A 12280-nucleotide genomic window follows, 5' to 3' on the forward strand; every position below is an offset into this window, starting at 1 on the left:
AAGGACCAACGATGTCAGTTCTCAGTGAGTCCACCGCTGGCCGGCCCGTCACGTGGCAGCCCGCCGTTCGACAACAACAGCAGTCCCGACTGTGGGACTTCATGACCTGGGTCGGTGAGCACCGGCACGTCCATCTGACCGACTATCGCGCTCTCTGGCAGTGGTCGGTGCAGGACCTGTCCGCCTTCTGGGACTCGGTCCGCGAATACTTCGGGGTCCTCGGCGACGGATTCGACAGACCCGCCCTGGCCGAGGAACGGATGCCCGGAGCCCGCTGGTATCCGAACGCGACACTGAACTTCGCCGAAAACGTCCTGCGGCACGCCCAGGACCCCGCCCTCGCCGGTGCCACCGCGCTGTTGACCGTGACCGAGGAGAACGCCGTCACCGAACTCACCTGGCGGCAACTCGACGCGCAGGTCGCCTCACTCGCCGGTCACCTGCGACGGCTCGGTGTCGAACCCGGAGACCGCGTCGCGGCGGTACTGCCGAACCTGCCCGAGGCCATCATCGGACTGCTGGCGACCGCGAGCATCGGTGCTATCTGGACCATCAACTCACCCGACCTGTCCGCGGCCGCCACCCTCGACCGACTGCGCCAGCTCGAACCGAAGATCCTGATCGGGGTGGACGGCTACCGCTTCAACGGAAAGAACTTCGACCGGCGCGAGCACCTGGCAGCGGTGGAAGCCGGCCTACCCGGCGTCCGGCACACCATCGTCGTCCGCAACGCGTATCCGGCGGCGCCCGAACCGGACTGCGCCCGATTCGACTTCGCGGACCTGGTGACCGATACCGCCGCCGCCGACTACCACCGCGTCGCGTTCGACCATCCCCTGTGGATCTTGTTCTCCTCCGGCACCACCGGCGCACCCAAGGGCATCGTCCACGGACATGGCGGCATAACCTTGGAAGCCTTGAAGGGCACCGGCCTGAACCAGGACATGGGCCCCGGCGACCTCTACTACGTCGCCGCCAACACGTCCTGGATGGTCTGGAACACCCTGGTCAACAACCTGATGTCCGGAGCATCGGTCGTCACCTACGCCGGCTCACCGATGTTCGGCCGCAAAGACCGCCAGTTCGAAATCCTCGCGCTGACCGGCGCCACCATGTTCGCCACCGGCGCCGCCTACCTGTCCGTAGTGGAAAAATCCGGCCTGCAACCCCACGAGGACTGGGACCTGTCCCGCCTGCGCGCGATCCTCTCCACCGGATCCCCGCTCCCGGACTCCACCTGGCTCTGGGTCCACGAACACGTCAAACCCGATGTGCACCTCGGCTCCGACTCCGGCGGCACCGACATCTGCAGCGGCTTCATCGGATCCAACCCCCTCGAGCCGGTGCACCTCGGCGAGTTGCAAGGACCCTTGCTGGGCGTCGCCGTCGAGGCGTGGTCGGAGACCGGCGACCGGGTCGTCGGCGACGTCGGGGAAATGATCATCACCCGCCCGATGCCCTCGATGCCGGTGTTCTTCTGGGGCGACACCGACGGAGCCAAGTACCGCAGCTCCTACTTCGAGAAGTTCCCCGGTGTCTGGACCCACGGAGACTGGATCACGGAAACGACCGCTGGTGCCTTCGTGGTGCACGGCCGCTCCGATGCCACCCTCAACCGGGGCGGAGTCAGGCTCGGCAGCGCCGACATCTACGCCGCACTCCAGCACGTTCCGGAAGTGTCGGACTCCTTGGTGATCGGTCTCGAACAGCAGAACGGCGGCTATTACATGCCGTTGTTCGTGACCTTAACTCCAGGCCAGACGTTGTCCGCCGAACTCGACGCCAGAATCCGCACCACCATTCGGGAACACACCTCGCCGCGACACGTCCCGGACGAAATCATCACCGCACCCGCCATCCCTATCACCCACGCCAACAAGAAGATCGAAGTACCGATCAAGAAACTCTTCGCCGGCCACAACCCGGCCACCGCCGTCAACCGCGGATCCCTGGCCAACCCCGAGGCAATCGACTGGTACATCGATCAAGCCCACACGTTCCGCACCGCCCAAGAAACCACCCGCACCGAAGCACCTTCGGACGGCGGCGAGTCGAACACACAACTTCCCGAGGGGGCAAACGCACGATGAGCACCAAGTACGAGTACGGCATCGACTTCGACACGATCGATGCCATCGACATCCACACCCACGTCGAGATCGACGGCTGCGGCCACCGGTCCCTCGACGGCGAACTCATGGCCGCCTCGGAGAAGTACTTCAAGTCCGGGGAGGAACGCACCCCGTCCATCGACGCGATCGCCGACCACTACCGCTCGCGCAACATGGCCGCCGTCGTGTTCACGGTCGACGCGGCCTCGGCCAGCGGACACCCGACCAACTCCGTCGAGGAGATCGCCGAGGGCGCGGCCCGCCACAACGACGTCCTGATCCCGTTCGGGTCCGTCGACCCCTGGCAGGGCAAGGCCGCTGTGCGGCGCGTCCACCGGCTCGTCGACGACTACGGCGTGAAGGGATTCAAGTTCCACCCCAGCATGCAGGGATTCGAACCGAACGACCGGAAGTTCTACCCGCTCTACGAGGCCATCACCGAGGCCGGGGTCCCCGCCCTGTTCCACACCGGTCAGACCGGGATCGGCGCCGGGCTGCCCGGCGGCCACGGCATCAAACTGCGCTACTCCGACCCGATGCTGCTCGACGACGTCGCCGCCGACTTCCCCGACCTCACCGTGATCATGGCCCACCCGTCGGTGCCGTGGGTCGACTCGCAGATCTCCATCGCCACCCACAAGGCCAACGTCTTCATCGACCTGTCCGGGTGGTCGCCGAAGTACTTCCCGCCGCAGCTGGTCAAGGCCGCCAACAGCATGCTCCGCGGCAAGGTGCTGTTCGGCTCCGACTTCCCCGTCATCCAGGTCGACCGCTGGATGAAGGACTTCGAGAACCTCGACATCAAACCCGAGGTCGCGCCCCTGATCTTCAAGCAGAACGCGCTGCGCGTCCTCGGCATCAAGCACTGAAGCGCCTTACCGCTGCCGCCACAGGACTACCTCAGTGTGAGGGGAAGCCCGGCCACTTCAACACGCCGGATCCTTTCCTCCATGTCGCCGGGATCGTCGCCCCGAGCGAGCCCAGTACGGGTTAGCGCCGGCGATCTCGCGCTGCCCGCCAATGCCGAAAGCGCGGCGCGGCGGATCTCTGGAGTCGAGACGCCGGACGACGTACAGCAAGCGGAGAGGGGCGATGAAGCAAGCGCAGTGGTCAGTCCCATCTGGACTTGGCGGCAGCACATCTTGCTCGGAGCTCGAACCCAGCCATACTTGGTGGCTTGCACACCGAAACCGGACGGGTTAGTCATCTTATGACCGAGAATCCGGGAACTCGCACGGGTTTGCCAATGGAACTGATGTGACTCAGTAAATCAGGGTTTCCCCTCGCGAATGTCATAGACCGTGTAGTAGGTAGTCAACATTTGGGTGAAGCGACGTTCTGTCAATGGGCTCCATCGGGCGCGGTTTCTGAAGTGGTGACCGTCGATTCAGTTAGCGCGAACCTGTCGTGGCACCTGCCGGTCTTGGACGATCTGGTCAGCTAGCCGGTACACCGCCAGCTCATCTGGGATGCTGACCGTTGTGACGCGTTCGCGGGCCGCGAGGAAGGCCCGGTCCTGGGTCGACCCGGCGATCGTCGTGGACGTCGCGTACAGGGAATACCCAGTCGGCGGCCTCAGACATTCCTTCTACAAGGGACAGAGACCGGATATCGACCCAAGGACCGTCACCCGGGACGCCCTGTGAGGGCTCCGCCCTCTACATCGTGGCTTCCACCGGGTGGGTGCCCCCGGTTACCATTCCAACTAAGTCATTCAGCTGTCGGCCGCCACCGATGTTCGAGTTTGACGCAGAGGGGAAGCGCATGACTGTGTGCCTCGTCCACGGCAACCCCGAGACCGCCGCAGTCTGGAACAGATTGGCCCCGCTCCTCGATCGCGGACCCGTCGTACGCCTGTCCCCACCGGGTTTCGGTGCCCCGGTGCCCCCGCAGTTTACGGCCACGGTGGAGGAGTACCGCCGTTGGCTGGTCACCGAGTTAGCGCACTTCGGGCAGCCAGTCCACCTGGTGGGCCACGACTGGGGCGGTGCCCACGTCGTGAACGTCGCTATGACACGGCCAGAACTGGTGCGCAGTTGGGTGTGCGACGTCATCGGCCTCTTCGATCAGGATTTCCAGTGGCCCGATCGGGTGCAGGTGTGGGCGACCGAGGAGGCGGTAGCGGCGATGATCGACCCCCCGGTCACCGAACGTGCTGCGGCACTGGCGCAGAAAGGAATGCACGAAGACGTTGCCTTACCTGTCGCGGAGGGGCAGAACGCCGCCATGGGCGAGTGCATCCTTCGCCTGTATCGCGACGCCGCCCAGCCGACCATGGCCGAGCTAGGCCGCAATCTCGAGCGAGCCGCCGCGCGGCCAGGCCTGTCAGTCATCGCCACCGAGGACTCCTACGCCTCCAGCGAGCAGCGTCGCCGCGCAAGCGCGCGTGCTGGTGCTGAGATCGCAGAGCTCGACGGACTCGGCCACTGGTGGTTCACGCAAGACCCACAACGGGGCGCCGCGACCATCAATGACTTCTGGGCAGGAGTGGGACGAGAGTGATACCCAGAAAATGACGATCAGCAACAAGCCCTCTGCGCGCCATCAGCGTCATCGCTACGCCGGCGATCGCTGATCACTCGCCCCCCAGGCGCCCAATACGACGGAATCGAATATGCGGGGTTACCAGTAGTAAGTTGGTTGTTCGCATGGCCTGCGAATACGACCACTCGTGGTAACGCTCCTGCGCCGCCGTTGCCGAGGGTATTCACCTGCGGTCCTGGTGAATTGAGTGAGGCGATGACATCCGCGATACGCGGTACATGGGCTTGGCATTTCCCACAGGTCGCATATGCCAAATCGACTGACAGTGGACATCCGCGCCTCACCCGCTATAGCCATTGGGGTGCCGCGTGCACATTCGCATCGATGTTCACGCCGACGGTGCCGCGTCCGGCGGCCCACCGCACGACCGCGGCGAGGGGACCGGACACCTTGCCGGTCGGTGGTGAATCCGGCTGCACTGCAACCGGTTCACCCCCGTCGACGGTGAGGATCAGGCCGGCGCCCGTTCTGGCCGCGGTGAGAAGTGAGGCGCGATCGGGGTACGGCCGGGCGGACACGAGTTCGTCTGCCCACCGGGGAATATCCAGGCAGATCCGCACCAGTTCCGTTGCCTCGGACTGTGAAGCCTCGTTGAATCGTTGGAGTCCTGCATCGACGATCATCGCGGCTGTCAGTCGGTGCTTCCGCCGAGGTATGCCTGTTCGATTTCGTCGATACGCGGCAGCAGGTCGGATGTGGATCCGTCGAGAACGACCCGGCCTTGGTCGAGAACGTAAGCTCGATCCGCGACGCGGAGTGCTGTTCGAGAGTGCTGTTCGACCAGCATCACTCCGACGCCGCGGTCGCGGGCGTCGTTGATCGCGTGGAATATTCGTTCGACGACCATCGGTGCAAGACCGAGCGACAACTCGTCTACCAAGAGAACCTTCGGCCGTGCGGCGAGTGCCCTGCCCACGGCGAGCATCTGCTGCTGTCCGCCAGACAGCAGCCCTGCCGACCGCGTCAGGTGTGGCTCGAGCTCGGGAAAGATTGCTATTGCGTCTTCGACAGTGCCCGATCCGAGGCGGAGGTTCTGGAGCACCGTCAGGCCGCTGAAGACGCCGCGTTCCTCGATGACATATGCGAGGCCTTGTTTCGCGCGGCGGTAGGCCGGTGTCGTGCATTCTCGTCCGCCCAGTTCGACATGACCCGCGGACGGGCGCAGTATTCCACCGAGCGTGAGCAGGAGAGTGCTCTTTCCTGCTCCGTTGCGCCCGAGCAAGGCCACGATTTCTCCTGGTGCGACCGCGACGCTGACGTTATGGAGCACCGGGATCTCGCCGTATCCAACCGACAGGTTGTGCGTGGCCAAAACCGAATTGTCGATGAGTTGCTGCATCACACTGTCTCCGTTTCTCCGAGGAAGGCCCGCCGGACTTCGTGATCGGCCCGAATCTCGGCCGGGGTTCCCCGCGCGACGACTTTTCCGAATTCGAGGACGGTGATGTGGTCGCAGACTTTCATCACGAGGTCGACATCGTGTTCGACGAGGAGGACCCCCATTCCGTGCTCGCCGACGAGATCCCGGATCAGTGTCACAAGTTCTTCTCGCTCGTGCGCGGAGAGCCCGGCCGCCGGCTCGTCGAGCAAGAGCACCGATGGTTGAGCCGCGACCGCCCGTGCAATTGCAACCAGGCGCCGTTGGCCATACGGCAGTTCGTGAGGACGACGGTCGAGGACGTGCACGAGCCCGAAACGGTGGACCGCTGCCACCGCCCCCGGTGAAAGTTCCATTCTTTTCGGCCACACGAGGTCGCGGAGATACGCCCATTTGCTTCGTTGGCCGGAGCCAACCTCGAGGTTCTCGAGAACTGTCAGCTCATCGAACAGTTCGAGGCCTTGGAGTGTCCGCCCCAGGCCCGCACGAGCCCGCGCGGCGGCCGATTCATGCCCGAAGGGCTTGCCGTCGCAGAGTACGGCGCCGCCGTAGCGGCGGGTCACCCCGGTCACGGCGTCGATCAACGTGGTCTTCCCTGCCCCGTTCGGTCCGATCAACCCCTCGACGGCACCCGCGGGAACCGACAGACTGACGTGGTCGAGGGCGGTGACGCCACCGAAGCTGACGTGCAGGTCGCGGATCTCCAGTGTTGCTCCACGGCGAGGAATCGTGGAGGACGGCGTCAGGGGCGCCGGCACCGCGGGCGGAACATCGGCGGCCGCTCGGCCGGGCGACAGACGACGGGCAAGAGCCCTCACCATCGCGGCGTTCTGGGGCACGAGTCCGTCAGGGACGAGTACAAGATTGATGAGCAAGAGGACGCCAAGAGCAAGTGGCAGATACTGCTGCCAACCGGTGAGCGTCAAAAGGTAGTAGACCAGTCCCCCGGTCACAGCAAATCCGGCCATCGGGCCTGCTGCGATGTAACCGGTTCCCGCGAGCACGACAGCGACGAGAAGTGCCATTGCTGCATCGATGGTAAACCCGGTGAAGACTAGTTGCGGTTGGCTGAACGCCTCGACACCACCCGCGAGGCCCGCCAGTGCACCCGCGACTGTCAGCGCGTAAACCTTGGCGCCGGTGGCGCTGACGCCGAGCGTGGTTGCGGCCCGCTCGCCGCTGCGTGTGGCAAGAAGCCGCCGGCCCGCCTCCCCGCGACGCAGGTTTGATACTGCGAGACAACAGAGGACGAGAATTACCGCGCACAGGACGGCGAAGCGGGTCGGGTGCACGACGCTGTCGAAGCTCATACCCAGCAGAGTCGGTGGCGGAACGGGAAGTCCACTGATTCCTCCGGTGAATACCGGATTCGCGAGAACGAGAGCTTGGAAGGAAAGTGCGACTCCCAGAGTCACGATCGCTACCGTGTCACCCCGCACCCGCAGGGAGATCGCTGCGATCAATGCACCTGCCAGGGCACCGGCGATCGCGCCGGCGAGAAGCGACAGGATGAAGGGTAGTCCGACCTCTGCGGCCAGGCGGGCGGCGACGAGGGCGCCGAGTCCGGCCACCGCATACTGTGCGAGGGACAATTGACCTGCGTATCCGGTGGATACGACAACGGACAGGCCGATGATCGCGGCAATCAGTGATGTGGAGAGTGCGTCCAGCATGTTTCCGGACAGCAGGAGGGTTCCGAGGCCCACAACTATCGCCACGACCGCCATGGACGAGGCCTTGATCTGGCCTGCCCCGACGGTGGGGAGTTGTTGCTTGGCGTCACCGCGTGTGGAGAGGGTGTTCTTGCGCAGCAATACTGCGCCGATGATCACGAGGAAGGGGATGGCGGTCGACCAGCCTGCGTCGCCGCTGATCCGGACGGTCTCGGCCTGTGCGACTCCGAGGAGCAGGCCGCCGGCCATTGCCCAACCGAACGACCGGAATCCGCCTATCAGTGCTGCTGCAAGTGCCCCGTAGACGACGTTGCTCATGGCCACGACGTTCAATCCGTTGATTGGTGCGATCAGGATGCCGGAGCCTCCTGCCAGCAGGGCTCCGAGGGCCCAGTTTGCGAGTGAGATCGTCTGGGATGACCACCCGAGTACTTCTGCGGCCCGGGGGTTCTCGGCGACAGCGACCGTTGCCGTTCCGAACCGGGTATGGCGATACACTCCGATCAGGACCAGGGTGACGACTATCCCGATGGCGAGCAACAGGGCTCGGTCGGAGGTGATGATGAGCCTGTCCGTGATGTGCCACGTCGTGCGCGGCAGTACACCCTTGACGAACTGGGTGGAGTCGCCGTACCGCAGTAGGGCTGCGGACTGGATGACGGTGAGCAGACCGATCGTCGCGACCAGGCGTGTCACGGACGATGCGTCGCGAAGTGGGCGCATGATCACGACTTCGATCACGGCACCCAGGGCGGCGCTGCCGAGCAGCGCGAGAAGAACCGATGGCCACATCGGTACACCTGCATCGGACAGTTCGAAGTAGGTGTAGGCCGCCAGGAGGGCGATCGCGCCCTGAGAGAAGTTCAAGACTTTGTTCCCCAGGAAGATTAACACCAGGCCTTGTGCTGACAGCCCGTAGATGGCGCCTACCCCGATCCCGAGCAGAGCGAACCTCAGAAAGTCGTTCATTGCGTGTTTCCTGTCTTGTCCCGGCGAAAGTGGCTAGCCGGTGCTCGTGGTGATCAGGTCTCCGACGGGGACGAAGGGCGACTGCTCGGGATGTTGGAGCACCGTCTGCCCGTTCTCTATCTTCTGGAAGACAACGGTCGGATTGAACAGTCTCGGGTAACGCGGGTCCTGTGCCGTCGTGGAATACGGCGGGGTTATGCCGCCCATGTCGAGGTTTCGAAGGTTGCTCATTGCATCCTTCACAGTGGCTGGGCTGAGTAAGTCGAGCTGTGCCGCCACCCGGGCAAAGGTCGACATGGCCAACCATTCGTGAAGACCCGTCGCAGTGACCGGAATCGACGGGTCGTAGGCCTCCATGTCCTCCCTGAACTGTCGGGTTCCCGGAGTGTCCGAGGTGGGCGGAACGAAGCCTTCCACCGACATCACTCCCTCGGCATCCTCACCGACGCTCTCGAGCACCTTGGAGGTGAGGTTGAACGGGAATGTCGTGAGGAAGGAATCAGGAGCGAGCATGCGCATCGACCGGACGAACTCCGCTTCGTCATTGGCGAAGCCGGCCACGCTGGCACCGTCACCGGTCGCGGCCGCCACCACCGCGCTGAGGTCAGGTGACTTGGCGGGTACCTGAACCAAATCCCCGAAGGGCACATCTGCTTTCGCGGCGCCGACTTCGACTGAATCGCGGATCGCGGTGGAAATGCCCCCCATACCGCCTGGGACGACAACGCTTACCTCCTCGGCACCGGCGGCCCCCAGTTGCAGTCCCATTCCCACCGTCTGCCCGATGAACCCTGAGACGTCGGGGAAGGACGCGGGACTGCTGAGACCGACTTCGGTGAAGGGGTAAACGCCGACCGCGGGAATTCCTGCCGACTCGAGGATCGGCAGAATGGTTGTCTCGTTCACCGTCTGCAATCCGACCACGGCGACGACTTTTTGCTCGACCGCATCGCGGGCGCATTGCCGGGCAACATCGGGAGTGAGTTCGTCGCTGCAGACGATGACCTGAATCGGGCGGCCGTTGACTCCGCCGGCCGCGTTGACCGCGGCGGCGGCAGCCTCTGCACCGGCGGGGAACTCCGGATTGGACGTGCCCAACAGTGGTTGCGTCCAGTTCCCGATTGTCATCACCGAGATGGGAGGCTCGGTCAACCCCGCGTAGGGGTCGTCCTTTCTCGTCGGCACAGAATCAGAGGGGCTTGTGGGGTTCGCACTGCACCCGAAGAGAAGGGTGGCCAGCATAGCGCAACTCACTGCCCTGGCGGTCCGCGTGTCCAGTCGCTTCTTCATGGGTTGTCCTTTGCCGGAAGAAATGGATGTCTAGGCGCATTACTGCGCAGCTGACGACGCATCCGCGCAGTCGGAAAGGGTGACGACGATCTTCCCGAACGCATCGGGATCCGCGCGTCGCAGGTGCGCGCTCGCCATGTCGTCGAACGCAAAGACGGAGTCGATGGGCATGCGGTAACGACCCGATTCGAAGCCGCTGAACCAGTCCTGCACCATCTCCGGCGTGCGAGGTGACCCGTGCACGCCTCCAACCGTCAGCCGGACGGTCGGAGGAATGAATTCGAGGGGATGTGGGAAAATGTTCGTGGAACGATCCTCCCGGATACCCGACCGGATGGAGTTCTGTTGATCTTGCAGGAGACCGGTGAGGCAGACGACACCGTATTCGTGCACTGACTTCAAGGTGGCTGGCAAAGTTGCCAAACCGAGTAGGTCAACGGCGAGATCAGCACCCCCTGGGATCAGGGCGTGGACCTGCTGTGCGAGATCGGGCCCATCCATCACGACCGCATCGACTCCGTGGTCCAACAGTTTGTCACGCTTGCCAGGAGCTCGGGTGCTCGAGATGACCCGAGCTCCGGCGTCGGCCGCGAGTGTGGCGATCGCCAGACCCACCCCGGCTGTTCCTCCGCGTATCAGCAAGCTCTTGCCCCGAACATCTCCCAGCGCGGCAATGCTTCCCGCGCCGGCCGTGAAGGAGGCCGGGATCGCGGCAAGGGTCACCGAATCGAGATTGGATGTGAAGGGTATCGCGTCGTGAGCCTCGACGCAGATGTACTCGGCCCAGGCGCCGTCGCGGGTGTAGCCGTATCCTCCGTAACCGCCCGCAACCCTTGCCCCGAAAGGGATTTCGCCGCCGGGTGCCGACACCACGCGCCCGATGAACTCGTTCCCCAACGTCAGCGGAAGTACCGCGGTGGAGACGCCTTCCCTGCTCGCAATTTCCGAGGAGATCACGGTGGTGGCTTCGACTTTCACCAACACCTGGCCGGCCGTAGGCACCGGGACGGAAATCACCTCGTGCGCTAGCGCCTCTGGGCCACCACCCGCGACGCCAACCCGCACAGCCCGCATCGTATGGGGAATGCCCTGCTGCTCGTCGCTTGCGGATGTGGTCGCCAATTCACTGTAGATCAACGCCTCTACCCTTCTTCGAACCGATTGAATCTCATATGGAAATGTGCCTACCCGACCCTGGCATCGACCGATTCCGCGATCTCCGAGCCATGGCGCATCGAGAACTCGTGAAGTTGCTCCGCCCCAACTGATGTAGGCCCAGAGAGTAGGCGCGGCATCGAACCGAGACCGCGAAAAGGGGGTTAGGTCAGCCCGCCGAGTCGGGGCTCAGAACCGGTATCCCGTGCGCCTCGAGCAAAGTTGGCCGGGTCAAATGCTGCATCAGGGTGAGCCGGTCGCCCCGCACTCGCGTGAAGGCATACTCGAGCGGGGCGCCCTCGACATCCCGCAGGAGCCGCTCGAACAGGAGAAGCGGATGCCCGACCCTGACATCGAGAAGTTGCGCCACCAGATCGTCGGCAACGACCGCCTCGATCGAGTGGTCCGTAGTACCCAACTCGATACCTGCAGTCTCGTAGAGCGAGAACCACTACATCCTCGCGTCCATCTGCGATACGACCGGCAAGAATGTGGCCGGAACATAGGTGGTGCAAGCGTAGAACGGTTCATCGTCCAGCGTCGTCAGGAGGTCGATGACCCCACAGCCGGCACCGGTGTCGATGCCGAGGCGCTGGGCAACCTGCGGGGCTGCCGGCTCCTCATTGACGGCCAGGACACGATGCCTGACGGCTGAGTCGGCGCCGTCCGGACCGTGGAGAAAACCGAAGTTGTGGCGGACCTTGGAAGCGGTCGACAGGGTTCCGGCACCCTGCGCCCTCCGCACGAGTCCTTCGTCTCGAAGAAGCTCGAGAGCGTCCCGGATCACTTGTCGGCTCGTCGAGAACGCCAGCATGAGTTCGGGCTCGCCCGGCAACGTGCCTGCAGGAAACTCGTCGTGCACGATGGCCGCGCGGAGCAGATCCCGCACACGCCGTGCGGCGGCGTGTCGCCGCCCCGTTCGCGGGTGTTCGTCTGCTCCGTGCCGAATCATGCGATCAATGTAGAGAGAAACGGCCGGTACCGCATTAGCTCTCTGTAACCAACAAGTTAAGCGGTCTGATGATCGTGGTTCGTGCTCCTGAACTGGGACAATGCCGTCGAAGCGACGCGAAACGCCGGGAAGGGAGCCCTGGTCGAGCTTGACCGATGCCGGAATCCAGGCCAACACAGGTGTCGGGGGTGAACGACTTGCAGGGCGA

Annotated in this window: 7 protein-coding genes and 2 pseudogenes; 3 read left to right on the top strand and 6 right to left on the bottom strand. The window is 64.1% G+C overall.

The window, feature by feature from the left end:
* Positions 1-11: 11 nt before the first annotated feature.
* From OYT95_RS39595 to OYT95_RS39610, 3 genes are all read left to right on the top strand, one after another.
* Positions 12-2090, top strand: coding sequence for an acetoacetate--CoA ligase (locus OYT95_RS39595; protein WP_268793029.1), 2079 nt, complete (start codon positions 12-14; stop codon positions 2088-2090).
* Positions 2087-2980 carry a 4-hydroxyphenyl-beta-ketoacyl-CoA hydrolase gene (gene couO, locus OYT95_RS39600; protein WP_268793030.1) on the top strand — a complete coding sequence of 298 codons (894 nt, stop codon included), beginning with the start codon at positions 2087-2089 and terminating at the stop codon, positions 2978-2980. The genes OYT95_RS39595 and couO overlap by 4 nt, the downstream gene beginning before the upstream one ends.
* An 895-nt stretch (positions 2981-3875) precedes the next feature.
* Entirely contained in the window at positions 3876-4613 is a 738-nt protein-coding gene (locus OYT95_RS39610; RefSeq protein WP_268793031.1) for an alpha/beta fold hydrolase, read from the top strand.
* Between the two features lie 329 nt (positions 4614-4942).
* Here the strand turns inward: OYT95_RS39610 and OYT95_RS39615 are convergent.
* The 6 genes and pseudogenes from OYT95_RS39615 to OYT95_RS39640 all read right to left on the bottom strand — a co-directional run.
* Positions 4943-5119 (bottom strand): annotated as a pseudogene (locus OYT95_RS39615) (maleylpyruvate isomerase family mycothiol-dependent enzyme); the annotation flags it as partial.
* Between the two features lie 167 nt (positions 5120-5286).
* Positions 5287-5994, bottom strand: a complete 708-nt coding sequence (locus tag OYT95_RS39620) for an ABC transporter ATP-binding protein (protein WP_268793032.1) — start codon at positions 5992-5994, stop codon at positions 5287-5289.
* Positions 5994-8675 (bottom strand): branched-chain amino acid ABC transporter permease/ATP-binding protein, encoded by a 2682-nt coding sequence (locus OYT95_RS39625; RefSeq protein WP_268793033.1) that lies wholly within the window; start codon positions 8673-8675, stop codon positions 5994-5996. Before OYT95_RS39625 ends, OYT95_RS39620 begins: the two co-directional genes overlap by 1 nt.
* Positions 8676-8708: 33 nt before the next feature.
* Complete coding sequence (locus OYT95_RS39630) at positions 8709-9965, bottom strand: ABC transporter substrate-binding protein (RefSeq protein ID WP_268793034.1); 1257 nt, start codon at positions 9963-9965, stop codon at positions 8709-8711.
* Between the two features lie 39 nt (positions 9966-10004).
* Positions 10005-11102 (bottom strand): zinc-binding dehydrogenase, encoded by a 1098-nt coding sequence (locus OYT95_RS39635; protein WP_268793035.1) that lies wholly within the window; start codon positions 11100-11102, stop codon positions 10005-10007.
* A 187-nt stretch (positions 11103-11289) separates the two neighbouring features.
* A pseudogene (locus tag OYT95_RS39640) lies at positions 11290-12072 on the bottom strand (GntR family transcriptional regulator).
* Between the last annotated feature and the right edge of the window lie 208 nt (positions 12073-12280).

The organism is Rhodococcus sp. JS3073 (assembly GCF_026810085.1).
Lineage (GTDB): Bacteria > Actinomycetota > Actinomycetes > Mycobacteriales > Mycobacteriaceae > Rhodococcus_F > Rhodococcus_F wratislaviensis.

Bases quoted from the DNA above. Each gene is read 5' to 3' on its own strand.
- OYT95_RS39620 (WP_268793032.1), bottom strand. From the start codon at position 5,994: ATGCAGCAACTCATCGACAATTCGGTTTTGGCCACGCACAACCTGTCG.
- OYT95_RS39625 (WP_268793033.1), bottom strand. From the start codon at position 8,675: ATGAACGACTTTCTGAGGTTCGCTCTGCTCGGGATCGGGGTAGGCGCC.
- OYT95_RS39595 (WP_268793029.1), top strand. From the start codon at position 12: ATGTCAGTTCTCAGTGAGTCCACCGCTGGCCGGCCCGTCACGTGGCAG.
- OYT95_RS39610 (WP_268793031.1), top strand. From the start codon at position 3,876: ATGACTGTGTGCCTCGTCCACGGCAACCCCGAGACCGCCGCAGTCTGG.
- couO (WP_268793030.1), top strand. From the start codon at position 2,087: ATGAGCACCAAGTACGAGTACGGCATCGACTTCGACACGATCGATGCC.
- OYT95_RS39630 (WP_268793034.1), bottom strand. From the start codon at position 9,965: ATGAAGAAGCGACTGGACACGCGGACCGCCAGGGCAGTGAGTTGCGCT.